19 protein-coding genes are annotated in these 23327 nt (G+C 71.9%); 10 read left to right on the forward strand and 9 right to left on the reverse strand.

The features are described from left to right. Positions 1 to 50: 50 nt before the first annotated feature. Positions 51 to 1436 (reverse strand): hypothetical protein, encoded by a 1386-nt coding sequence (locus tag V6U90_RS14925; protein ID WP_334435938.1) that lies wholly within the window; start codon positions 1434 to 1436, stop codon positions 51 to 53. Then, entirely contained in the window at positions 1433 to 2707 is a 1275-nt protein-coding gene (locus V6U90_RS14930) for an MFS transporter (protein ID WP_334435940.1), read from the reverse strand. The genes V6U90_RS14925 and V6U90_RS14930 overlap by 4 nt, the downstream gene beginning before the upstream one ends. Before the next feature lie 754 nt (positions 2708 to 3461). On the opposite strand from V6U90_RS14930, the gene V6U90_RS14935 reads away from it, so the two are divergent. Genes V6U90_RS14935 through V6U90_RS14950 form a run of 4 tightly spaced genes read left to right on the forward strand, consistent with a single transcriptional unit; the run spans position 3462 to position 7346 of the window. Then, the gene (locus V6U90_RS14935) at positions 3462 to 4268 is read left to right on the forward strand and encodes a cupin-like domain-containing protein (RefSeq protein ID WP_334435942.1); all 807 of its coding nucleotides are present in this window, start codon (positions 3462 to 3464) and stop codon (positions 4266 to 4268) included. Then, on the forward strand, positions 4265 to 5521 hold the full coding sequence (locus V6U90_RS14940) for an 8-amino-7-oxononanoate synthase family protein (RefSeq protein WP_334435944.1): 1257 nt from the start codon (positions 4265 to 4267) through the stop codon (positions 5519 to 5521). Before V6U90_RS14935 ends, V6U90_RS14940 begins: the two co-directional genes overlap by 4 nt. Beyond that, positions 5518 to 6387: an HpcH/HpaI aldolase/citrate lyase family protein gene (locus V6U90_RS14945; protein WP_334435947.1), complete on the forward strand. Its 870-nt coding sequence runs from the start codon at positions 5518 to 5520 to the stop codon at positions 6385 to 6387. The genes V6U90_RS14940 and V6U90_RS14945 overlap by 4 nt, the downstream gene beginning before the upstream one ends. 29 nt (positions 6388 to 6416) lie before the next feature. Next, entirely contained in the window at positions 6417 to 7346 is a 930-nt protein-coding gene (locus V6U90_RS14950) for an ornithine cyclodeaminase family protein (RefSeq protein WP_442933587.1), read from the forward strand. Between the two features lie 31 nt (positions 7347 to 7377). Here the strand turns inward: V6U90_RS14950 and V6U90_RS14955 are convergent, their stop codons facing one another. Continuing rightward, positions 7378 to 7869, reverse strand: a complete 492-nt coding sequence (locus tag V6U90_RS14955) for a MaoC family dehydratase (RefSeq protein WP_334435953.1) — start codon at positions 7867 to 7869, stop codon at positions 7378 to 7380. 155 nt (positions 7870 to 8024) lie between these two features. Here V6U90_RS14955 and V6U90_RS14960 point away from each other — a divergent pair, with 155 nt between their 5' ends. The 5 genes from V6U90_RS14960 (at position 8025) to V6U90_RS14980 (ending at position 12640) form a co-directional block, all read left to right on the forward strand. Next, positions 8025 to 9389, forward strand: a complete 1365-nt coding sequence (locus V6U90_RS14960) for a hypothetical protein (protein ID WP_334435957.1) — start codon at positions 8025 to 8027, stop codon at positions 9387 to 9389. A 216-nt stretch (positions 9390 to 9605) separates the two neighbouring features. Next, a complete protein-coding gene (locus V6U90_RS14965) occupies positions 9606 to 10235 on the forward strand; it encodes an antibiotic biosynthesis monooxygenase family protein (protein ID WP_334435960.1) in 630 nt (209 codons plus the stop codon). Continuing rightward, the gene (locus tag V6U90_RS14970) at positions 10232 to 10552 is read left to right on the forward strand and encodes a putative quinol monooxygenase (protein ID WP_334435963.1); all 321 of its coding nucleotides are present in this window, start codon (positions 10232 to 10234) and stop codon (positions 10550 to 10552) included. Before V6U90_RS14965 ends, V6U90_RS14970 begins: the two co-directional genes overlap by 4 nt. Beyond that, positions 10549 to 11883 (forward strand): cytochrome P450 family protein, encoded by a 1335-nt coding sequence (locus V6U90_RS14975; protein WP_334435966.1) that lies wholly within the window; start codon positions 10549 to 10551, stop codon positions 11881 to 11883. The genes V6U90_RS14970 and V6U90_RS14975 overlap by 4 nt, the downstream gene beginning before the upstream one ends. A gap of 73 nt (positions 11884 to 11956) precedes the next feature. Next, on the forward strand, positions 11957 to 12640 hold the full coding sequence (locus V6U90_RS14980) for a TcmI family type II polyketide cyclase (RefSeq protein WP_334435969.1): 684 nt from the start codon (positions 11957 to 11959) through the stop codon (positions 12638 to 12640). A gap of 63 nt (positions 12641 to 12703) precedes the next feature. Here V6U90_RS14980 and V6U90_RS14985 read toward each other — a convergent pair whose 3' ends face one another. Next, entirely contained in the window at positions 12704 to 14011 is a 1308-nt protein-coding gene (locus tag V6U90_RS14985) for a YncE family protein (RefSeq protein WP_334435971.1), read from the reverse strand. A gap of 171 nt (positions 14012 to 14182) precedes the next feature. Between V6U90_RS14985 and V6U90_RS14990 the strand changes: the two genes are divergently transcribed. Continuing rightward, a complete protein-coding gene (locus V6U90_RS14990) occupies positions 14183 to 15349 on the forward strand; it encodes a helix-turn-helix domain-containing protein (protein ID WP_334435973.1) in 1167 nt (388 codons plus the stop codon). Between the two features lie 179 nt (positions 15350 to 15528). On the opposite strand, the gene V6U90_RS14995 is transcribed toward V6U90_RS14990, so the two are convergent. The 5 genes from V6U90_RS14995 to V6U90_RS15015 all read right to left on the reverse strand — a co-directional run. Further along, entirely contained in the window at positions 15529 to 16836 is a 1308-nt protein-coding gene (locus V6U90_RS14995) for an extracellular catalytic domain type 1 short-chain-length polyhydroxyalkanoate depolymerase (protein ID WP_334435975.1), read from the reverse strand. A 180-nt stretch (positions 16837 to 17016) separates the two neighbouring features. Then, positions 17017 to 17715 carry a J domain-containing protein gene (locus V6U90_RS15000; protein ID WP_334435977.1) on the reverse strand — a complete coding sequence of 233 codons (699 nt, stop codon included), beginning with the start codon at positions 17713 to 17715 and terminating at the stop codon, positions 17017 to 17019. Beyond that, positions 17712 to 18494 carry a hypothetical protein gene (locus V6U90_RS15005; RefSeq protein WP_334435980.1) on the reverse strand — a complete coding sequence of 261 codons (783 nt, stop codon included), beginning with the start codon at positions 18492 to 18494 and terminating at the stop codon, positions 17712 to 17714. Before V6U90_RS15005 ends, V6U90_RS15000 begins: the two co-directional genes overlap by 4 nt. A gap of 157 nt (positions 18495 to 18651) precedes the next feature. After that, positions 18652 to 22389 (reverse strand): CHAT domain-containing protein, encoded by a 3738-nt coding sequence (locus V6U90_RS15010; RefSeq protein WP_334435982.1) that lies wholly within the window; start codon positions 22387 to 22389, stop codon positions 18652 to 18654. A 31-nt stretch (positions 22390 to 22420) separates the two neighbouring features. After that, the coding region (locus V6U90_RS15015; RefSeq protein WP_334435984.1) for a hypothetical protein at positions 22421 to 23327 on the reverse strand (907 nt) is incomplete at its 5' end.

The following is a 23327-nucleotide window of genomic DNA, read 5'->3' on the forward strand; positions in this document are numbered from 1 at the left end:
GCGGGCAGTTGCCGGCGCGCGGCGCCGGCAACTGCCCGCCGTGCCCGGCGTCAGCCGTCGTGGAAGGCGCAACCGACCAGCGCGCCGTCGCCCAGGCTGACCACCCCGACCGTCGGCTCGGTGCTGCCGCGTACGAAGCAGCCGGCATAGCCGTCCTCGTCGACCACGGCGTGGTCGCCCAGGTAGATCCCCCAGTTGAGGTAGTGGTCCCGGATACCGCCGGTGCCGTCCGGAAAGGGTTCCGCGGCCGGGCGGATGCGGTGCTGCAGCACGAACGGGCCGTCCACCGCAGAGCTGACCCGGGCCTCCCATTCGGCCGTACCCACCTGCCACCCGACGACGATTCCACTACCCCCGTGCAGCAGCGTCGGTTTGAGGACCAGCTCGTCCTGCCGGGCCAGGGCGTAACGGAGCACATCGACCCGGGTGCCGGCGGGATCGGTGACCCGGGGGCGCACGTACCGCGTCCACGGCAGGAGCCGGTCGATGCAGGCGCGTTCGTCGGCGTCGAACAGGTCACGGAGCCGGTCGTCGGAGACCATGGCCAGGGCACCCTTGTTGCCGTACAGTTCGGCGTCCAGCCGGCTGAACATGCCGACCTGCTCCTGCTCCACCGCGACCAGTAGCGGCTCCAACTCGGCCGCCGATGCCGGGTCGGCCAGGTCCTCGGCCAGGAAGTACCGGAAGATGACGTCGACGGCCCGACCCGCGACGGTCGGCCGACCGTTCGGGTACGTGAACTGGCCGGGGTGGCAGGCGATCCCGTCGACCCCGTAATCGGCCAGCTTCGCGGCGAGCACCCCCAGCCGGGGCCCCACGATCGCGAAGTTCTCCACGGTGTCCAGGACGGCGACGACCGGCGGCCGGTCGGTGGGGATCGCTGCGGCGCATTCGGCGTACATCGTCCGCACCATGCACTCCAGCGTGTCCCGGTACCGGAGCCGGTGCCGGTCCACGAACTCCCGCAGCGGCGGGTACGCCAGCATCGCCCGGTTGAGGTCGGCGTTCTCGAAGCCGCCGAGCGCGCTCGTGACGTTGAATTCGAGCAGTCTGAACCCGGTACCGTCGTGGTAGAGGTCGGCCCGGCCCAGCGGGACGAGCGATCCGGCGCGGGCGCTGCGCGTGATCAGCGCGGTCTGTAGGGGACTCATGCCGACGGCCCCGGCGAGCGCGGTGAGGCTGCCGTCGAACACCCGCTCCGGCAGCGAACGCAGCAGGTCGTAGATCGTGCGGAGGTCCCGCGCGACGGTCCGGCGCTCGGTACCGCTCAGAAAGGCGGGGCCGTTCAGGAACCGACCCCGGTACGCCAGCGCGAGCGTCGCGGAGTCCAGGGCGGCAGCCGCCGGATGGTCCGTGGGCGCCTGCCGGGCCAACTGCCCGGCGTAGGCGTGCCCCAACGGTGACCGGGGTGGCTGGAGCGGGTGGCTGGTGGTCAACGGATGTCCTCCCCGTCGCGCTGCTCCGGTGCTGCCCGGGTGATCCACTGCCGGCGGGCGCCGTAAAGGAGCCCCACCGCCATGACCGCCATGACGGCTGCGCCGATGCCGAACACGGCGGGCGTGCCCGCCTCGGCGGCGACGATGCCGCCGGCCGCCGCCCCGACGGGTAGCCCGCCCCAGGCGATGAGCCGGTAGACGCTGTTGGCCCGACCGAGCAGGTGCCGGGGCACCAGGGTCTGCCGGAGCACCACCACCACGACGTTCCAGGTCACCGTCCCGCAGGCGAAGATCGCGAGGGCGCTGCCGGCGGCGTACGCCGATGGCAGTGTCGCCAGCACGGCCTCGCTGGTGGCGATCAGGGCAGCGGTGGCGACCAGGGCCCCCTCCCGGCCGAGTCGGGCCGTCAGGACCGGGGCGAACCGGGACGCGAGGACGGCTCCCACGGCCTGGCAGGAGAGCATGACGCCGTACCCGAACGCACTCAGGCGGAGCACCTGCTCGCTGTGTACCACCAGCACGGCGAGCATCGCGCTCCCGGCGATGTTGATCATGCAGGACAGCAGGGCGAGGCTGCGTAGCAGGTGGTGCCGCCACAGCCACCGTGCACCGGCCAGCATCTCCGGCAGTACGCCGCCGGCGGTGTCCGGTCGCGCGGCGGGCGGCCGGCTGCGCCGGATCCGGCTGACGAGCAGGGCGGAGCACAGGAAGGTGGCCGCGTCCACGCCGAACGGCAGCGCGATCGCCACGCTGAACAGCAGCGCGCCGATGAGCGGGCCGAGGAAGCCGCTGCCCGCCTCCTGCGCGGCCATGACGCGGGCGTTGGCGGTGGCGAGCCCGGACTCCGGGGTGATGAACGGGACGAGCACCTGCGCGGCGTTGCGGCAGAAGACCTCGCCGACGCCGAGCAGGAACATGCACACGTAGAGCAGGGGCAGTCCGCCCCAACCGCCGAGGATCCCGAGGGCCAGCACCGCGAGCAGGACGGCCCGGGCGATGTCCACCCGCACCATCGCCGTCCGGATGTCGAGGCGGTCGACCAGCAGGCCGGCCGGGATGCCGAACAACACGAACGGTGCGGTGAAGGCGACCGAGACCCCGCCGATCAGGCGGGGGTCGTCGGTCAGTTGTGCGGCCAGCAGCGGCGCGGCGGCGATCGTGACACCGTCGCCGATCGAGGACACCGCGGCGGCCGACCACAGCCGGGAGAAGTCGCGGCTCAGCATGCGGTGTCGTCCGCCCGCCGTGGCGGGCGTCGCCAGCGTACTCATGGCAGGATGCGGTGTTGGCGGCACAGTCGACGATCCATTGCGTCCCCTTTCGAGTACTGCCCCGGGTAACCGCCGACGGTCGACCGGTCCGCCGTCGCCTGGAAAGGCCCGCACGGCCGCGCACGAGAGTGCTGAGGATAGTCGAAATAGTCACCACGGCGTACCCGCTGGAGTGTCGCCTGTGCGGCGGGCGGGACTGTCGTGAGAGTGACGTAACACGCTGGCCCGGACACCCCAGAGATCTGGTACCTTCAATGAAGCGTGGCCGCCGGGGGTTGGTCGGAGTGGCAACATCGCATTGGCGGACATCTTGTCGACGGGGGCGCTTTCGATTACCGTGCGAGACTTCTGACTTCAAGCTGTATGTCCGAATGTTGCTCGACGGTGCGCGGTATGCAACGGAACGGAACCTCCGAGTGGGCCCCGGTCGCGATGCGACCCGTCGGCTGCCACGCGTTCCGTCTCCCTCGACGACCCACCCGACAGCGGCAGGCCCCCGGTCCGCGACGACCGCGGGTGGAGCACCGCGTCTGCACCCCGGGCGGGCCCCGTACGCGCCGACCGGACCGGTGCCACGGGTCCGGCATGGACAGCCGGGCGGTCCTGGCGGTAACGCTCCGGGCGTCCCGCCACCGCAGCCGGCGACCAGGTAACCGGGCGCGAGGCGTGGCCTTCAATAGTGAGGAAAGGCGATATGGGAATTTCGGACCAGATAACCGAGGTAGACGGTGCTGCGGGTGTGCCGGTTTCCCGCATGTCGTTCGACGAATTCATGGCCGTTGGGCCCGGCGGACTCTTCCGGGCCGACGTCCCCGTGGTGATTACCCTTCCGGACAGCGTTCAGGGTCTCGGCCGGGAGGGCATAGCGGCCCGGCTGCGAAACATGACGGTGACCCTGTTCACCGAGCCGGGCGACAAGAACCATCCCGGGCGCTGGCATACCCGTGACATCCGGCTCCACGAGTTTCTCGATGACGACCAGTACCTGACCAACCCGGACACCTGGCATCGCATCGTGTCGAACATCCGCAACAGTCCGGCGGATGTGAACGCCGTCGTCGGATTCGACGCGGAGAAGTTCTTCGGATACGGCCGCACCCTGTATGCGGCCAACCTGTGGATCAGCCACCGGGGCGTGTTCACGAAGAACCACTTCGACGAGTTCGAGAACTTCAACATCGCCCTTGAGGGCCGTAAGCGGTTCATCATCGCCCCGCCGGGGTTCGGGGAGTACTACCCGAGGTCGGTGCTGCGTGGGTTCGGCGACAAGTCCCAGGTGTTCGACCTCGACAACGTCGACCGGCAGCGTTACCCACGGCTGATGCCCAAGCTCGCGCAGCGACGCGACCTGATCCTCGAACCGGGCCAGATGCTCTACCTGCCACTCGGCTGGTGGCACCAGGCCGAGTCGCTGGACGAGATGAACATCAACGTCAACTTCTGGCTGAAGTCGAAGAAGATCCTCCGCAGGCCGCACGTACTCGGCGTGGCGCTGTACACCTACGCGCACCGCAAGCTCACCCGTGTCTACAGCTACCAGCCCACCGAGGTGAACCGATGACGAGCGAGCGCAAGACCATCACGCCCACCCACCGGTACCGCAACAACGACAAGCTCATCGGCATCGGGAACGCCTTCTGGAACATGTCCGAGGAGCACGGGGTCGCCGGCATCGTCGGCGATCTCACCGACGGCGTGTTCCGCATGGCCGACGGGCACGAGTTCGTCAACTTCACCGTCTGCTCCTACCTGGATCTGGACACCCACCCCAGGGTCATCGACGGCGCGGTCGCCGCGCTGCGCCGCTTCGGCGTGCTGGACCACTGCATCCCGCGTACCCGCGTCCAGACGACGGTGCTGCTGGAACTGGAGGAGTCGCTGGGTGAGCTGTTCGGTGCGATGGTGGTCAGCGCGATCTCCACGGCGGCGGCCAGCACGGGCCTGCTGCCGCTGATCGCGTCGGGACACCTCGGCAACGGCACCCGGCCGCTGATGGTCTTCGACAAGAACGCCCACGTGTCGATGGCCAACGCCAAGCCGAACTGCGCCGACGAGACCGAGGTCGTCACCTGCCGCCACCACGACCTCGACTTCCTCGCGGACATGTGCCGCAGCTACGAACGGGTCTGCTACGTGGTGGACGGCTCGGACAGCCTGGGCGGCTACGCGCCCGTCCAGGAACTCGCCGAGTTGCAGGACAGGTACAACCTCCTCGTCTTCTACGACGACTCGCACTCGCTGTCCGCGTACGGCGAGCGGGGCATCGGCTACGTCCGCTCGCACTCCCCGGTGCTGGACGAGCGGACCATCACCGTCGCGACCCTCAGCAAGGGTTTCGGGGCCGGCGGCACGGCGATCCTGCTCGACGGCTACCCGCAGGAAACCCGCCGGATCATCGAACGCTTCGCGGGCCCGCTCGGCTACTCGCAGAAGATGAACGCCGCCGCGGTGGGTGCCGCGATGGCCTCGGCCGAGATCCACCGCACCGAGGAACTCACCGAGTTGCAGGGGCGGCTGTGGTCCAACATCGCGCTCTTCGACTCGCTGCTCGCGACCGGGCAGTCGGGCAGCACGTACCCCATCCGGGTGGTGCCGATGACCGACGAGACGGTTGTCGAAGCGGCCCAACGGGTGTTCGGGGCCGGGTTCTACGTCTCGCCGGTGTTCTTCCCGATCGTCGCCCGTGGCACCGCAGGTCTGCGCGTGATGCTGCGCGCGGGCCAGACCGAGGAGCAGATCCGCCGGCTGTCCTCGGTGCTCATCGAGGCGGGGGCGCAGCCGGCCGGGTACGCGTCCGCGCCGGTGCCCCGATGACCGGCGCCGCCCGGGCGATTCCGCGCAGCATCCTGTACACCCCGGCGCTGTCGCTGGACCGGGTCGTCAAGGCGTGGTCCTACGACGCGGACGTCCACCTGATCGACCTGGAGGACTCCGTACCGCCGGCCGAGAAAGCGGCCGCACGCACCGTGTGCCGGGCCGCGCTGGAGAAGGCGCCACGGCCGGCGAACGTCGCCGTCCGGATGAACGAGCTGGGCAGCGTCGCGGCGGTGCACGACCTGGTGATGCTCACCGAGTGTCCGGTGCGGCCCGGGATCGTCATGATGACGATGGTGACCTCGGCGGACGAGGTGGCCCTGCTGCGCCGGATCCTGGCCTCGGCGGGCGCGCATCCGGAGATCTACGTGACGGTGGAGACCGTGGAGGCGGTCACCGACATCGACGCGATCGCGCGGTCGGCGGACGGGCTGGTCCTCGGCTCGGCCGACCTCGCCGCCACGCTCGGGGTGGAGATCACCTGGGAGGCCATGCTCGCCGCCCGGCAGGCGATGGCGTTGGCCTGCGCGCGGTACGGCACCGCCTGCATCGACACCGCCAACTTCCGGCTCGCCGAGCCGACCGTGCTGGCCGAGGAGACCGCCCGGGTGCGGGCACTCGGTTTCCACGGCAAGGCGACGGTGCACCCGGGCGAACTCGACGTGATCAACCGGGCCCTGCGACCCCACCCGGACGAGCTGCGGCTGGCGCGCCGGGTGGCGGAGACCGTACGCGCGGCCAACGGCGGGATCGCCGTGCTGGACGGGAACATGGTCGGCCCGCCGTTCGCCCGGATGGCCCGGGACACGGTGGCCCGCGAGGATGCCTGGGCCGCCCGGTTCGGCACCGACGGGGGTGACCGGTGACCGGACCGGTGCTGGTCGGCGCTGCGGACATGGCCGGTACCCGGCGGATGGTGCGGGTGATCGACGTGCTGGGCGAGATGTTCGCGGACCTGGCCGCCGGCCGCACCCGGTCCCCGGCGCGTACCGTCATCGAGCACGGTGACCAGCGGGTCCTGCTGGTCAGCCCGGCGGTCTGGGAACAGCGCGGGGTGGGCAGCGTCAAGATCACCACGCTCACCCCGGACAACCCGGGGCGCGGCCTGCCGCTGATCCACGGGATCGTCGCGCTGACCGACCTGGCCACCGGGCAGATCACCGCCCTGCTGGACGGCGCCGAACTGACCGCCGTCCGTACCGGCGCGGTCGCCGCCCTGGCGACCCGGTGGTGTACCGCCGACGACGCCGACGACCTGGCCGTCATCGGTGCCGGGGTGCAGGCACGGTCCCTGGTCCGGGCGATCGCGGCGGTGCGGCCGATCCGCACCGTCCGGGTGTACTCGCGTACCCGGACCAGCGCCGAGAAGCTCGCCGACTGGGTCCGGGACACCGCGCCCCACCCGGTTCACGCGATCGTCTGCGACACCGCGAAGGCCGCCGTCACCGACGCGGCGATCATCTGCACGTCGACCTCGACCAGCGACGACACGCCCGTGGTGGAGGCGGGATGGGTGGCGCCCGGGGCGCACGTCAACGTCATCGGCGGTACCCACCCGGACGCCATCGAGCTCGATCCGGCCCTCCTGGCCGGCGCCATGGTCCTCGTCGAGGACCGGACGGCGGCGCGGGACGGCGCGGGTGAGGTGCGGGCCGCCCTGGCCGCCGACCTGATCGGCGTGGACGACCTCCACGAGCTGGGCACGCTGGTGACCGGTGGGGTCCGCGCCGAAGGCCGGACCACGGTCCTGCGGACCGTCGGGATGGCCATCGAGGACACCGCCGCCGCCGTGGCGCTCCATGCGGAGGCCAGCGCCACGGCGTAGCTCGGGACTGCTCGCGGCAGCGGCCCGGTGCTCAGCCCTGCTCGCGACAGCGGACCATGAAGGAGCGCTCGAAGACGATGACGGTCTCACCGGTGGACTTCGTACCCGTCGTCTCCACCGTGATGATCCCCTGCCCGGGCCGCGACCGGCTCAGCCGCTTGCCCAGGATCCGGCTGGTCGCGTACAGCGTGTCCCCGACGAACACCGGCTCGCGCAGGCGGACCCGGTCCCAGCCGAGGTTGGCCACCGCCCGCGCCGACAACGCCTGCACCGTCATGCCGCCGACCAGGCAGAGGGTGATCCCGCTGTTGACCAGCATCCGTCCGTACTCGCTGCCCCGGCCGTAGTGCTCGTCGAAGTGCAGCGGGTTCTGGTTCATGGTGAGCAGGGTCAGCCAGGTGTTGTCGGTCTCGGAGATGGTGCGGCCCGGCCAGTGCCGGATCACCATGCCGGGCTCGAAGTCCTCGTAGTCCCCGCCGTGCTCCTCCTGGTACTCGTTGCCCTGGATGTGCCGCAGTGTCATCGACCGATGCTCCCGTGCTCGCGCGTGGACCCGCCGGCACGGTACCCGGAGATGTGGATGTTAGTCTATGGATCTCAGTGTCCTGAGTGCACCGACCCGGGGCAACGAGCCCGGATGGTCGGCCCGACCTGCAACGTTCCGGGGGAGTGCGTCAGATGGCCACGGTTGAGGGTGCCGGCAGCACAGGACGGGCCGGGCACCCGTGGTTCGGCGGTCACCGCCTGGCCCCGGCCGCACCGGTGGAGACGATCCGTCAGCTACTCCGCCACGAGTTGCGCGACACCGGCTGGCCGTACCAGCGGGTCCTTCCCGCCGCACCGATGGCGATTCCGCGCGCGTCCTACGCCGAGGTCTTCCGGGCGTCCGCCGCGCTGCTCGACCTGCTGCGCCGCACCGCCCTGGAAACCGCGCCCACCACCGAGGGCAGGCTCGCGGCGTACCGCCTGCCGGCCAGCGAGGACCAGTTGTTCGTCCGCGACCCGTTCATCGAGGAACGGTACGCGGACTGTGTCGTCCGGCCGGATCTCGTCATCGGGCCGGACGGGCCCCGGTTCCTGGAGTTCAACGTCAGCGGTGCGCTCGGCGGCGTGCTGGAGACCCGCAGCCGCCTCGAGGTGTGGCGCAGGCTCCACGCCGACGGGGCGGGCCGGACCCCGTTCAGCTCCCCGGATCCGTTCGCCGTACGCGCCGAGATGTTCCGGTCACTCTGTGCCGAGCTGGCGACCGCACCCCGGGTGGCCATCGTCGGCAGCGCCCGGGTCGACGGCGTGACCAGCCGGTACTTCGAGATCGAGGCCGACTACCACAACAGTCACGGGCTGACCGCGCGGTTCTTCGAACCGGAGGAACTGCCCGGAGCCTGGGACTGTGCCCCGCACCTGCGCTATCCGGTCGGGCTGCGGAACTTCACCATCCCGGACTGGCTCGACGCCGGCCTGGACACCACACCGGTGCAGCACGCGCTGGACAACGGCTGCCTGCTCGTGGGCACCCAGACCTCGACCTTCCTGCACAGCAAGCTGACCCTGGGTCTGCTGTCGGAGGGGCGGCCGTGGATGACCGCGGCCGACCGGGGGCTGGTCGACAGGTACCTGCCGTGGACGCGGGTCCTCTCGGACCGGAGGACCGATCGCGAGGGCCGTCAGGTCGAGCTGCTCCCGTTCGTCGTGGCGAACCGGGACCTGCTGGTGCTCAAGGCGGGCCTGGGGGAGAGCGGCAGGCAGGTGGTCATCGGCCGGGAGGTCGACCAGTCGGCGTGGGAGGCGGCCGTCGCCGCAGCCGTCGCCGACGGCACCAGCGTGGTGCAGGACTTCGTGGCACCGCAGACGTGCCGGGTCGCGCTGATCGTCGACGGTGCTGACGAGGCCCATGAGGCCGAGGTCGCCCCGGTACTGGGACCGCTGCTCTTCGGCGGTCGCCCGGCGGGCCTGTTCTGTCGCTTCTACGGTGACGGGTCGGCCGGGATCGTCAGCGTCAGGGCGGGCAGCAGCAGCTCCGACAACGTCATGGTGGCGGTCTGACCGGAGGGCGCCGCCCCGGCCGCCAGGTGGCCGGTGTAGGAGACGTCGCGCGCCCCGGCCCGGCGCGGATCAGGACCGGGAGCCGTCGCCCGGGCGTCACCGGTCGCGGACCCGGCAGCGGACGTCGGTGACGGCGCGCTGACGTCGCGTCCGGCACGGTCGTCCACGACGGCTCACCAGCTCCCACGTCCCGCGCAGGCCGTCGAAGGAGACCCCATGATCAGGACGATGCTCCGTGTCCGCGCGCGCCCGGGATGCGAGGATGCCGTGGAATCCGCGTGGCGGACGGTCGCCGGGCGGATCAGCGCCCTGTCCGGCAGCCTCGGGCAGGACCTGCTGCTCGACGTCGACGATCCGCGCTCGCGCATCGTCGTCACCGAGTGGGCCGACAGGGCCGCACTGCGCGACTACCAGAACGGACCGCTCGCCGCCCGCTTCGCCGAGACCGTCCGCCCACTGTGTGAGCCGGCCGGGGCCGGGAGCTACCGGGTGATGCGCGACCCCGGGGGCGAGGGGGCGACGGTCTTCGTGGATGTCGAACTCACCGTGCCGGCCGCCCGGCTGGCCGAGTTCGAACGCGGGTACCCCGAGGTCAAGGCGCGGATGGCCAGGGTGCCCGGGTACCTGCGTGAGGACCTGCTGCGGGAGCCTGGGTCGGACATCTACCACATCTTCGCCGAATGGCGCGGCGAGGCGGAGTTCCACCGCTGGATCGGCGATCCCGCACACGCGCGGCAGGAGGCCGGCCCGATCGCGCCGTTCCTGCTCGACATCCGGCGCCGTCTCTTCCACGCGGTGGCTGACCAGGAAATGTCCATGCATCTGGTGTTCGGAGGTGTGCGATGACGAGGGTACGCACCGTGCTCGCGATGCGGACCAGGGAGGGCTGCGCGGAGCAGTTCGAAGCGGAGTGGCTCTCGGTGGCGGAGGAGATCCGCGCGCTGGACGGATGCCTGCACCAGGACCTGGTCCGCGACGCCGACGACCCGCACAGCTATCTGATCATCAGCGACTGGGCGGACCGTGAACGGCTGGACGCCTTCGGGCGCAGCGAACACCGTGACCGGTTGCTGCGCATGGTCCGCGAACTCCGCGAATCCGCGCAACGGCACACCTACCACGTACTGCACAGCGTACGCAGCGAGTCCGGGGGGCCGAAGTGACCGAGCACGCCGTACGCGCGTCGGAGGTCTACACCGACGAGTTCGCCGCCGACCCCTATCCCACCTTCGCCCGACTGCGGGCGGAGACACCGGTGTGCCCGGTCAGCTCGCCACGGTTCGACTCCTACCTGATCACCGGGTTCGACGACGCCAGGGCGGCGCTGACCGACCCGAGGCTGTCCAAGGATCTCTACGGCCCCGGCCAGCACTACCTGCGGATCTTCGGACCCAACTCCGAGGCGTTGAACCGGAACATGCTCAACGCGGACCCGCCGGAGCACACCAGGCTGCGCCGGATCGTGTCGCAGGCGTTCTCGCCACGCCGGATCGAGGCGCTACGGCCCCGGGTGGCGCAGATCGTCGACGACCTGCTCGACCGGATCACGCCGCACGGCCGGGCCGAGCTGATGCACGACTTCGCGATCCCGCTACCGATGATGGTGATCTCCGAACTGCTCGGGATACCGGAGGCCGACCACGAGCGGGTCCTGGACTGGACCCAGGTGATCAGAACATCCGGGTCGGCCAACCGCCGTCCCGAGGAGGACCGGGCGGCCGTGCAGGAGGCCCAGCTACGGCTGCACCACTATCTCGCCGACCTGGTGCAGGCCAAGCGCGCACACCCGGCCGACGACATGGTCAGTGCGCTGATCGAGGACTGCGACCAGGACGGGAAGCTGTCCGAACGGGAACTCGTCACCACCACGTTCCTGCTGCTGTTCGCCGGGCATCAGACCACTGCGGACTTCCTCGGCAACGCGACGGTGGCGCTGCTGACCCACCCCGACCAGCTCGACCTGCTGCGCGCCAGGCCGGAGCTGCTGCCGTCGGCGATCGAGGAACTCCTCCGGTTCGACGGCCCGTTGCCGGTGGCCAGCCCGAGGATCGCCACCGAGGACGTCGAATACCGGGGGGTACGCATCCCGCGTGGCGCGATCGTCGGCGTGGTGATCAACGCGGCGAACCACGACCCGGCCCACTTCGCCGACCCGGACCGGCTGGACCTCTGCCGCGAACGCGGCCCGCACCTCGGGTTCGGGTACGGCGTCCACTACTGCCTGGGGGTCTCGCTGGCCAGGATGGAGGCCCGGATCGGCCTCGGGGCACTGCTGCGCCGGCTGCCGGAGCTGCGACTCGGGGTACCGGTCGACGAACTGCGCCGGCTGCCGGCCGCGTCGCCGTTCCGTGGCCTGCTGGAGCTCCCGGTCCAGTTCACCGCCTCAGGTGCGGCCGGTGACCCCACGGCAGGGGCGGTCGGTGATCCTGTCCCCGCGGCTGCCGGTGACCCCGCCGTGGTCGGCGTCGGTGACGCCGCCGGCGGCAACGCCTGATGGTCGGCCTCCGGCCGTCGTTCTCATCCGACGGACATTCCACCAAGGAACCAGAGTCACCCAAGGAGCAGTCATGACGTACCGGTCCGTGATCATCGCCCGCATCGTCCCGGGTAGCGAGGAGAGGGTCGGCGAGGTCTTCGGTTACTACGACAGGACGACCCGCCCGCAGGATCTGGGCGTCATCGCGCGGCGTCTGCTGTCGCTGGACGACCTGTACATCCACGTGATCGAGCGCAACGTGGACCCGAAGGTGTCCCTGGGCAAGGCCCGTGGCCTGCCCGCGTTCCAGCAGATCGCCGAGGCCATCGCCCCGTACGTGACGCCGTACCCGAGGAACTGGAAGAACCCGTCCGACTCGGTCGCCCACGAGTTCTACCGCTGGACCCCGCCGGGGAGCCCGGCACCGGATCCGGACACACCGAGCGAGAACCTGACCGTCATCGTCGCCCGTATCAAGCCCGGCGCCGAACCCGACGTCGCGCGCGTGTTCGCCGAGTCCGACGCCGGACCGCTGCCGGGCGAACTGGGCGTCACCGGGCGCTGGCTGTACTCGAACGACGACGTCTACCTGCACCTGCTGGAGCGCACCGACGAGGCGTTCGCCGCCGCCATGCGGGAGAGCCACGCCAAGCCGGCCTTTGCCAAGATCATGGAGGATCTGCGCCCGTTCGTCACCCCGTACAACCCGGAGACCTGGCGTGGCCCGGAGGACGCGGTGGCCAAGGAGTTCTACCGCTGGCGGGCCGAGGACTGACGACCACCGTACGGGAAAAGGGCAGCCGGCTCGCTGCGAAACGCGATGCCGGCTGCCGGGTGGTCAGCGGGCCGTCGGGGGCACCCAGTCGGCGGGCAGGTGCCCGATCCGGACCCGCTGCGGATGGTCGCCGACCGGCACGCTGGCCACCTTCTGCCCGGTGGCGAAGTTGATCGCGGTGACCCGGTCCGAGCCGGACTCGGAGATCACGCAGTCCTGGCCGTCGCCACTGACCGTCGCCCAGTAGGGCTTGTCCGCCGGGACGAGCGGACCCTGGCGCAGGGTGGACCGGTCGACGATGGTGGCGTAGTCGTCCATGGTGCCGGCCACGCAGAGCCGCGAGCCGTCGGGACTGATCGACATGCCGTGGTGCCGGGAGTCGTTGACCCAGGTGGTGCGGTCCTCGTTGGTGTCCGGGTCCTTCGGCAGGATGGCGACCCGGGTGACCCGGTCGGTGGCGACGTCGTACTCGACGAAGCCGTTGAAGAACGAGACCTGGAAGTAGAGTTTCGACTCGTCGGGGGTGAAGACCGCGGGCCGTACCGCGTCGGAGAGGTCGCTGCGGCCGGCATTGTCCAGCCGGGACCGCATGTCGACGACCCGGACCTGCTGGAAGGTCTGCGCGTCGGCGATGGTGATCTTCCGGTCGCCCTTGGTCCAGTCGAGCCACGGTTCGTCGAGTGAGGTTTCGACATCCCCGATGGACATGTTCCAGATGTACCGGCCACCGTTGGTGAAGACGTTCTCGTGCGGGGTGTCTCCGGTCCGGAACGAGCCGACCTGCGCGCCGGTGTTGATGTCCAGGACGTGCACCGTGTTGGACGTCGAGGCGGAGACCGCGACCCGGGTACCGTCCGGGGAGACCGCCATGTGGTCGGAGCGGAACCCGGACACCGGGAAGCGCCAGCGGATTCCGCCGGTGGCCAGGTCGATGGAGACCACGTCGGCGAAGCTGGGCCGGGACACCACCAGGGCGGTCCCGTCGGGGGTGCTGTACATGTCGTCGACCAGTTGGTCGTGCCCCTCGCCGGGCCCCTGCTGGATACCGAGGTAGAACGCCAGCCGGATCGGGTTGAGGTAGATCTCCCAGAGCCGCTGCTCCTTGTCGGGGACCACGTTGATCCGGCCCAGCCGGGCGTAGTCGCCCCGGGAGCGGATGATGTCCGCCGTACCCGCCCAGTTGTTGCCGACGAACAACACCTCCTGGAGGGCGGCGGCGCGGGTCTGCTCCGTACCCGTCGGGGCCGCCGCCCCGGCCGGAGCAGCGGTGGCGCCGACAGCCAGCGCGGTGAGGGCGGCCAGGGCGGCGCGGCGACCACGGCGACGGGACAGGGGACGACGGACGGGGCTGGTGGGCGGTGCGTCTGCCATGGACTCCTCCTGACGGACCGGATGCCACATCGACATTTCTCTTCACGTGGGTCGGTGTTACCTTTCGGTAACCAACAGCAGACCAATCCGCCGCGCCCGCCCGGTAGAGGCCGAGCGCCAAAACCCGGGCGATCCGTTGTGCCGTACCCACAACGAAGGGCAGCAGGACCGATGGCCGTCACCGGAAGCGCCGCCGCCCTGGCCGCCCTGTTGCGCGTCCTGGCCGCCGACCGGGGGGCGGTCGACGAACTGGTCCGCGCCGCCCGTACCCACTCGCCGGAGGTGGCCCGGCTACCGGCGGCGGAGACCCGGCGCTACGTCGAGGCCCTGCTCGCCGCTGGTTTCGCCGCCTACGAGCGGCGCGAGGACCCCGGCGCACGCGACCACACCGAGGCACGGCGGCTCGGTGCCGACCGGGCCGTGCAGGGCGTCTCGGTCGCCGGGTTGCTGCGCGGCGTACAGGCCGGCCGGGCCCGGGCCGTGGAACTGGTCGTCCAGCACGGCCGGGCGGCCGGTATCCCGGACGCCGTCCTGCTGGAGGCGCTGCTGACCATTGACGGGTACGCCAGTGCCCTGGAGCGGGCGGTGGTCGACGGGTACCGCGCCGCCGAGCGGGAACTGGACGGCGAACGCAGCCACCGGGACGCCGGTACCCGGCTGCTCCGCCGGCTGCTGCTCGGCGAACCGACCGGTGAGGAACCGGATCCCCTGGTCCGGTTCGGGTTGCGTGCCGACGGCCGGTACCACTGCCTGGTCTGTGACACCGGTGACCCGCTGCGGGTCCGCGCCCTGGCGCGGCGGCTCTCCGGGTACGGGGGTGTCTTCGGGATGGTGCAGGACCGGCTGGCCGGGCTCATCCCCTGCCTGCCGCCGGCCGGTCTGCTCGACGTGGAGGTCCTGGTGGTGGCCGCCCCGGCCCGGCCGCTGGCCGAGGCGCGGGTCATGCACGGGCTCTGTGTGGCGGCCCTGCGGGCGGCGGCCGGCCAGCGTCTGCGGGGGTTGCACCAGGTCACCGACCTGGCCGGGGAGACCGTGCTGGCCGCCCAGCCGGTACTGGCGGACCTGCTCAGCAGCACCATGCTCGCCGCCCTGGACCCGGCCGAGGAGTTCCACCGGGAGTTGGCCTCGACCGCCCTGACCTGGCTCGACCACGGGCAGCGCCTGGACCAGACCGCCCTGGTCCTGCACGTGCACCCGAACACGGTGCGGTACCGGCTGCGCCGGTTCCACGAGCTGACCGGGATGCCGCCGGGACCGGCCGAGACCGGCGACCGGTGGACGGTGTTGCAGACCGTGCGCTGGCGGTGGGCGCTGCGGACCTGGCTGGACCGGCGGTGACAGCCGGCTGCGGTGGGCGGGTCCGGCCCGACCACCGCAACCGACTCCAATGGTGGGGCAGCGGTGGGCCTGGGAGCGCCGCCCACCGCTGCCTGTCACCCGGCCAGCAGCCTGTCACCGGGCCAGCAGCCTGTCACCGGGCCAGCAGCCTGTCACCGGGCCGGCAGCCCGTCACCGGATCAGGAGACGGAGCAGGCCGCGCCGTTGAGGGCGAACGCGGTCGGCTTGCCGGTGTTGCCGGTGTGATTGGCCTGGAAACCGATGTCGACCGACGTGCCCGGTGCGATGGCCGCGTTGTAGGACACGTTCCGGGCGGTCACCGCGCCGCTGGACGGGGTGTACGTCGCGTTCCAGCCGCTGGTGATGGTCTGTCCGGCGGGCAGGGTGAACGCCAGGCTCCAGCCATTGATCGCCGTGCTGCCGGTGTTGGTGATGGTGATGGCGGTGGTCAGGCTGGTGTTCCAGGCGTTGACCGCGTACCCGACCCGGCAGCCGCCGGCCGGCGTGGTGGGCGGCGGGCTGGTCGGCGGTGGGGTGCTGGTCGGCGGCGGGGTGGTCGGCGGGGTGGTGGTGTCCAGGCCGAAGAAGCGGATCGCCTGGGCGGCGTCCACCGGCAGGTTGTGCGACACGCCCTGCATGCTGATCGCCTCGACCGGCGCGGTGCCGCCGCTGCCGCCGTACCGGGTGCGGGTGTAGCCGGACTGCGGGGTGTCGGTGAACGTCGGGGTCTGGCCCAACCCGTGCAGGTTGGTCCACTGCTTCACCTCCTCCCCGAAGTTCGGGTAGCGCAGCACCTCGTCGTTCGTACCGTGCCAGAGCTGCATCCGGGGTCGAGGGCCGGTGTACCCGGGGTAGGCGTTGCGCACCAGGTCACCCCACTGCTGGTCGGTCCTGATGACCTGCCCGTTGGCGCACTCGCTGTTCCACTCCGAGCCGTTCGTGGTGGCGAAGCAGCCGAACGGGACACCGGAGAAGGCGGCCCCGGCGGCGAACACGTCGGGATAGAGGCCGAGCAGCACGTTGGTCATCATCGCCCCGGACGAGATACCGGTGGCGAAGATACGGGCCGGGTCGACGGCGTACCGCGCCCGGACGTGATCGACCATCGACTTGATGCCCACCGGATCGCTGCCGCCGTCGCGGCGCAGCGCCTGCGGGGAGGAGACGTCGAAGCACTGGCTGCTGCGGGTCACCGACGGGTAGATCACGATGTAGCCGTACCGGTCGGCCAGGGCGGCGTACTGGGTGCCGGAGTACATGGCCGGGCCGGTGCCGGTGCAGTAGTGCACCGCGACCAGCAGTGCCGGCCGGGGCGCGACGTTGTCCGGCACGTACAGGTACATCCGCAGGTTGCTCGGGTTGGTACCGAAGTTCGTCACCTCGGTCAGGGTTGCCGCGGACGCCGGCGCGGTGAGCGTGACCCCCGCCAGTGCCGTCACCACGGCGGTTGCCAGGGCAGCACCGAGCAGGCTGATTCTCGTTCTCATGGGACAGTTCCTCCGGAAGATGGCAAGCAGGGCGGAGGTTCCGATCGGGGGCTGCCCGGCTACCCGATCATGTCCGGCTCAGGAACATTGGTCAGTATGGATACGCGTCGGTCGGCTGGCAAGCGGCGGCAGCGGTCCGTGGCGGCCCGTGCCGCCGGTCGCGGTCACCCCGGTTCGCGGTCATGCCTGGCTGCCGATGCTGCTCAGCAGCGCGGAGCCGTAGGCCGACATCGAACAGCAGAGCAGCAGCCCGGTCACGCCGACCGCGATGAACGCGCAGATCCGGTCGGCGCTGCCCGGAGGAGGGTTCCGGGTCAACGCGATGATCCCCATGATCAGCCCGACCGGTCCACAGACGAAGCTGAGGATCAACGCGAGTACCCCGAGCGGCATCCCGGAGGACTGCGGGCGCGAGGCCAGCGGCGGCGGCCAGTGCGGCGGCGGAGAGGGTGGTGGCGGGTAGGGGGACGGCGGGTAGGGCGGCGGCGGATACGGCGGGCTGTCCGGGTAGACCTCGGTCACCACCGGCTCGGGGTCCGGCGGATCCTGGGCCCGCCAGTCACTGTGCGGCGAGTCGGCGGCGCCCGGCACGACCTCGTCGTCGTCCCAGAGCGACGTGGTCGGCGGCTCGACATCGACCGGGTCGACCCCGTCGGCGACCTGCCGGTCGTACGCGCGCCGGGTGTCCGGGTCGCAGAGCACGTCCCGGGCCAGGTTCAGCAGGGTGGCGGCGCGGGCGTCCCCGGTGGCCGTGTCCGGGTGCAGCAGGCGCACCTTGCGCCGGTAGGCGGCGACGATCTCCTCCGTCGTCGCCTCCGGGCCGATGCCGAGGATCTCGTACGGGTCCCGGCCACCCAGGTCCCGCAGGGACGGGCTCACCGGCCGGTCGCCTTCGTACCCGGACGGGTGGTCGCCCGCCAGCAGGTCGCCTCCCACGCCCGCGCTCCGGTCCCCTCCCGGTAGCCGTGCCCCACGGCGGCGCAGAAGGTGAGGGAGCGGGTGTCGGTCAGGTAGCACCAGAGCCGGATGGTGGCGCCGTTGAGGCTGCTGGCACTACCGGTCCGGTAGGCGAAGAAGTCACTGCGCAGCGGGTGTGCCGCAGCGAGGAACGGATCCTGCATGAGCTGCTGTGCCCGGGCCGGCAGCATCCCCAGGACGTCGGTGAACCCCTCGTCGAGGCGGAGGGGCCCGCCCGGCCCGGCCGGGGAACCTGGGGCGGAACCGGGACGGGCACCGGGCCTCGTGCTGCCGGCGGGCTCCCGCCCCGCCGGTGCGGGGCTGGGCCCGCGCACCGGTGCCGAGCGGAACGATGCCTCGTCCAGATGCACGGTGACCAGCTCGTACGCCGGCTCGCCGGCGCCGTTGACGGTCGGGTTGACCGCGACCAGGGCCTGGGTGCCGAGCACCACGGCGCTGACCCGGCCGTCGATGTCGGTGGCCCACCAGTCGAGCATCCGCCCGATGCGCTGGTTGACCCGGTCCTGTAGGCCTGGGCTGAGCTGCTGCCAGCACTCCTCCCGGGTGGTGCCGGAGCCGGACCAGTGCACGTTGCCGGGCTGGTGCACGGGTGCGTCCGACCCGGGGCGGGCGGGCAGCCGGGCTGACCTCTGTACCGGGTCGCCGGAGGGCAAGGGCTGCAACGAACGATTGTCGCTCATCAGTCCTCTGGGTGGTTCGGGATGCGGATCGGCTGGTCGGGTCGGGGTACCCGGGGCGTGTCCACGGTGGACGGTGGACCCACCGGCATGCCGGGTCGGTGCATCACCGTACCCGTTCCCGCCGTGCCGCACGATCCGGTACCGGATTCGTCCGTACTCAGACACCGACATGCGTGAATCCCGACCAGGCCACCGGGTCCGCCAGCTCCGGCTGGTCGGCCAGACCGACGAGGTCCGGTGGCATCTCCGCCACCGCCCGTCGGGCCGGGTCGAGCATCCACAACTGGGCCCGGCGCAGCGCCTCCACCGGCCGGAGACCGTACCGGCGCAGGTACCGGTGGGTCATGAACATCAGCAGCGAGGTGGCCTGGTCGGGTACCCGCCACAGCGACCCGAACGCGCTCCGTGCCCCGGCCACCAGGAACGCGGTGGCCAGCGAGAACGCCTCATCGTAGCCCCGGGTGGAGGACTGCGTCGTACACGCGGCGAGCGAGACCAACCCCAGGCGGGCACCCCGACCGGTCTGCTCGATCAGCTCCTCGGCGGTCAGTCGCTGCCCACCGGCCAGTACCAGGTACGACGTGTCCGAGCCGCCCTCCCGGGCCACCCCGTGACAGGCCAGGTGCAGGGTGCCCCGCTCCCCGCCGACCAGCCAGTCCAGCACCTCGGCCGGTACGCCCGGGCCGTCCGCCCGACTCGCCGGCTGGCCCAGGTACCGGGCCTGCGGGTAGCAGACCTCCCGAATCGCACACGCCTCCCGGCCGGCGAACGGCAGCACCCCTTCGGGATCACCGACGATGAGGGCCCCCGCGTCGGCGGGTACCGGCGGTCGGCCGGCCAACTCCACCAGCAGCCGCGCCGAGACGGCGTACGACCAGGTCGCCCGGGTCACCGCCGCCTGCCCGGCGATCCGGGCGGCGTGCCACGGGACCAGTCCGAGCCGTCCCATCGGCACCAGCATCAGCCACGGGTCCGAGCCGAAGCGGCCCCGGTCGAGCAGCGGCCGGAGCACCGCCTCCCCGGCCCAGTCCAACAGGTCATCCAACGCCTGCCGCCACCGGTCGTACCCGGCCGTACCGGGCCCGGTCCGAAGGCTGTCGTGGGCGGTGACGTACCGGTCCAGCACCCCACCCGACGGGTCACCCAACCGGTGCAGCCGGATGATGTCCGGCGTGCCCTGGGCCGGTACGACCACCGCCGCGCCACCGGCCCGGGTCGCCCGGCTCGCGGTCAGGTAGACCAGCGCGTCCGCACCCACCGTCCGCAGGGCGGCCTGGATCTCGCCGACGCCGGGCGGGTCGAGCATCCGGTCCGCACCGGTCAGCGCCTTCATCACCTCGTGCCGCAGCTCCGGTGACGCGGTGTCGGCCCTGCGCCACCGGGCCGCCAGTTCGTCCGCGCCCTCGGCGGTGAGCTGGGCCGGGATGTCGGCGGTCACCGTCGCGGAATGCAGGACGGCACCGCGCGCCGAGTCGAGCGCGGCGACCGCCCCGACCGGATCACCGTCGTTGAGGCACCAGCCGGCCACCGTGACCGCCTCCTCGACGGCCTCGTTCGCCACCAGGGTCGCGTACTCCGTACCGGACTGGAGCAGGACCCGCCACCGGTTGCCGCGCAGGGCCAGCAGGCCCATCTCCCGGGCCGCACCCCGCTGGGCGGGGCTGCGGCCGAGCCGTGCCACCAACCCCCGGGTGAGGTGCACGACACTCCAGTCCGGGTGGCTGACGTCCCGCGCCGCCCGCCGGCCCCGGTCCAGGGCGCTGGTCGCCTCGACGAGGTGGGCCGGATCGGGGTCGACCTCGTACAGCCCGTGCAGGGCGGTGCCGAGCGCGACGGCGAGGCGCGGGAAGGTCAGACTGCGCTCGTCGCCGAGCTGTACCGCCTGCCGGGCGATCGCGGCGGCGGCCCGCAGCACGCCCGGATCGTCGGACGGCCCGACCGCGAGCGCCAGCGCCGCGTTGGCGAGCCGCTGGGCCCGCTCGTCGTCGGTCAGTCCGGGCAGCGCCGCTTCGGCGAGCAGCCGCTCCACCCCCGCACCGGCCGGCGTAGCCGGCCCGCCGGGCGGGGGAGCCGGCGGATCGGACGGGCCGGTCGGGGGAGTCGGCGGACCGGTCCGGACGGGCTGCCCGGTCATCTCCAGCTTCGACCGGAACAGCGCCAGGTTGGCCTCGCTCTCCAGCCGGCCCGGATGCTCGGCCGGTACCAGGGGCAGCAGCCGCTCCAGCTCCCGGACGGCGGTCCGGGTCGCCTCCGGGTCGCCGGTGCGTACGCCCCAGGCCTCCTCCACCTCGATCAGGCTCGCCCGCATCAGCAGGGCCTCGATCTCGGGATCGTCCCCGGGGTCGGCCACCATCTCCCGGAGCAGATCCCGGGCCCGGGCCAGGTCGTGCAGGTCGCCCCGGGTCTTGAACCGGTTGAACAGGGCCCCGGAGAGGCTCTTGCGGACCGCCCGGTACATCGGATCGGTCGGGGCCAGCGTGTCGAGCAGCGCGGTGAGACCCTCGGTCGCCTGCTCGGTGGCGGTCACGTCACCCTCGCGGGCCCCGCGTTCGAGGGAGACCGCCGCGAGTACCGCCCCGATGAGCCGGGCGGTCTCCGGGTCGGCGGTCGACGCCTGGGCCTCCCGGAGCGCGTCGATGGCCGTGCCGGTCGAGTCGGTGGGTACCCCCGTGCGAAGCATCCGCTGCAGGATGTCGAGCAGGGCGGTGATGGTGACCGCCCTCGGTCGGTTCTGGTCGTCCGGGGCCATCTCCTGTAGGCGTTCCCCGGCCGACCGGCGTTGCTCGGCCATCAGTTCCGGATCCCACAGCGACCGGTACCGAGCCGGCGGGTCGGGCAGGGACGGGCCGTCGGCGAACGCGGTCCCGTCCTGCATACTGCGCATTACCTCCATCGCGGTCTGCCACATCTCGCGGTGCCGGGTGCCCTCCCGCTCCGTGCGGGCGCCCCGTTCCGGGGCGCCGGAGAGACTCCAGGCCAGTCCCTGGAGCAGTCGCAGCATCTGGGCGACCTCCGGGTCCAGGCCGGGCCGGGCGAGTACCACATCGAGGTCGTCGGTCAGCGTTGACAGGTACCCGGTGTCGCCGGTGAGCCGGAACCCGTTCCACCGGGCGACGGCCGCCTCCAGCACCGCCACCGGTCGGTCCGCCTCGGGCAGCAGGTCCGCCGCCCCGCCGAGCCGGCGTACGGCGACCTCCAGGGCTGCCACGTCCCGGTCCAGTACCGCCCGCTCGTGCAGGATCCGGCCGTGCAGCAGCGCCAGTTCGGGGCGGCCCTCCTCGGCGTCGACCAGCAGTTCCGCCGCCGCGTCCAGATCGTCGCGCTGCCGCTGCGATTCCCACCGGTAGGCCCGGGCCATGCCGAGCGCCTGCCGGACGTAGCGGGCGTCCGCCTCCGGTCCACCGGCCTGGACCCGCTGGAGTTCCCCGATCGACCGGTCCAGGTCCGCCGGGTCGTGGCCCGCCTCGTACCGGTCGAAGAGCAGCAGCCCCAGCATCGCGTCCGGGACGACCGCGGGCTGTCCGGCCAACAGGTCCACCGCGCGGTCCAGGGCGGTCCGGTCGTCGTCGGCCGCCCACCGCCGCGCGTACGCCAGACCCAGCCAGCCCTGCGCGTCGGCGTGCCACTCCTCGCCGGTACCGGTGGCCACCGCCCGGTCCAGGTGGGCGGCAGCCGGGAGCAGGTGTACCGACGCGCCGGTCTCGTCGAACCGGTACAGCTCCACTATCCCGAGCAGGAGGTGCAGCAGGGGCGGGACGTCGTCGGCGAGGTCGCGGCACAGTCCGGTCAGAATCTCCACCGCTTCGTCGAGGTCGGCGAGCTGCCCCTCCCCGGACTCGTACCGTTCGATCAGCAGCCAGGCCCGCTCCTCCGGCGGCCCGTCCGGCCCGGTCAACTCCCGCTCCCGGTCAAACTTCTGCTCCCGGTCAACTCTGCGGCCAGGTCAGGCCCACGGTGGCCGTACCCCCGTCGGCGAGGTAGTCCGACAGCAGCGCGCCACATGCCGGCTCGTCCCCGGTTGACGTGGGCGCGGGCAGCCCCACCGCCTGGTACAGCGCCAGCCGGTGTACCGCCAGGAGTCCTTCGATCAGGTCGGCGTACGCCTCGGCGGAGTGGCAGAGCGCGAGGTAGCTCAGGGCCACCACGACCAGTACCGCGACCAGCCAGAGTGCCATCGGGATCCGGCCGGGCAGCAGCGCCGCCCAGCCGGTGGCCAGCAGCGCCCAGCAGCACCCCTGCGCCCGGCCGAGTACGGCGGTCGACTGCTCGGTGAGCCGCAACCGGTCCGGTTCCGGCAGCACGGTGACGAACGATGCCCAACAGGCGGTGACCCGCAGACCGTGCCGGTCGGCGACGCGTTGTCCCATCGCGGCGAAGACGTTGCCGAGCCGGGTCGGGGCGGGCGGCGTACCGCCCGGGTAGCGGCGCAGACGGGTCCGGATCCGGGCCTCGGCCCACGGTGCCGCTGCGGTGGATCCCGGTGCGACGGTGGCGAGCCGTTGCCGGATTCGGGTCTGCCGGCGGACCCGCACCCGGGTGAGCCCGGCCCACCCGCCGCTGGCCGGCCAGTTCGCACCGGCCAGCAGGCGGGTCAGCGTGGGCGCCAGGGCGGCGACGAACTGGGCCGAGCCGAGCAGCACGGCCAGGCCCACCACGGCGGTCAGGACCGTACCGGCCGGCCCGAGGGCGACCAGCCGGCACCAGACTGCGCCGTCGCCGGGCGACGGGGTCCGACAGGTGGCTGCCTCGGGGCGGGTTAGGCCGTGTTTCGTATGGGCTGAAGGTGCCCGGTTGTGATGGATGTCCGGCGTGGTGGTGATCGGTAAAAGTTGA

This window comes from Micromonospora sp. CPCC 206060, assembly GCF_036906895.1.
GTDB lineage: Bacteria > Actinomycetota > Actinomycetes > Mycobacteriales > Micromonosporaceae > Micromonospora.

What these genes read in the sequence shown, in the direction of transcription:
- V6U90_RS14930 (WP_334435940.1), bottom strand. Translation starts at nt 2,707, where the DNA reads ATGAGTACGCTGGCGACGCCCGCCACGGCGGGCGGACGACACCGCATG.
- V6U90_RS14935 (WP_334435942.1), top strand. Translation starts at nt 3,462, where the DNA reads ATGTCGTTCGACGAATTCATGGCCGTTGGGCCCGGCGGACTCTTCCGG.
- V6U90_RS14940 (WP_334435944.1), top strand. Translation starts at nt 4,265, where the DNA reads ATGACGAGCGAGCGCAAGACCATCACGCCCACCCACCGGTACCGCAAC.
- V6U90_RS14945 (WP_334435947.1), top strand. Translation starts at nt 5,518, where the DNA reads ATGACCGGCGCCGCCCGGGCGATTCCGCGCAGCATCCTGTACACCCCG.
- V6U90_RS14950 (WP_442933587.1), top strand. Translation starts at nt 6,417, where the DNA reads ATGGCCGGTACCCGGCGGATGGTGCGGGTGATCGACGTGCTGGGCGAG.
- V6U90_RS14955 (WP_334435953.1), bottom strand. Translation starts at nt 7,869, where the DNA reads ATGACACTGCGGCACATCCAGGGCAACGAGTACCAGGAGGAGCACGGC.
- V6U90_RS14960 (WP_334435957.1), top strand. Translation starts at nt 8,025, where the DNA reads ATGGCCACGGTTGAGGGTGCCGGCAGCACAGGACGGGCCGGGCACCCG.
- V6U90_RS14965 (WP_334435960.1), top strand. Translation starts at nt 9,606, where the DNA reads ATGATCAGGACGATGCTCCGTGTCCGCGCGCGCCCGGGATGCGAGGAT.
- V6U90_RS14970 (WP_334435963.1), top strand. Translation starts at nt 10,232, where the DNA reads ATGACGAGGGTACGCACCGTGCTCGCGATGCGGACCAGGGAGGGCTGC.
- V6U90_RS14980 (WP_334435969.1), top strand. Translation starts at nt 11,957, where the DNA reads ATGACGTACCGGTCCGTGATCATCGCCCGCATCGTCCCGGGTAGCGAG.
- V6U90_RS14985 (WP_334435971.1), bottom strand. Translation starts at nt 14,011, where the DNA reads ATGGCAGACGCACCGCCCACCAGCCCCGTCCGTCGTCCCCTGTCCCGT.
- V6U90_RS14990 (WP_334435973.1), top strand. Translation starts at nt 14,183, where the DNA reads ATGGCCGTCACCGGAAGCGCCGCCGCCCTGGCCGCCCTGTTGCGCGTC.
- V6U90_RS14995 (WP_334435975.1), bottom strand. Translation starts at nt 16,836, where the DNA reads ATGAGAACGAGAATCAGCCTGCTCGGTGCTGCCCTGGCAACCGCCGTG.
- V6U90_RS15005 (WP_334435980.1), bottom strand. Translation starts at nt 18,494, where the DNA reads ATGAGCGACAATCGTTCGTTGCAGCCCTTGCCCTCCGGCGACCCGGTA.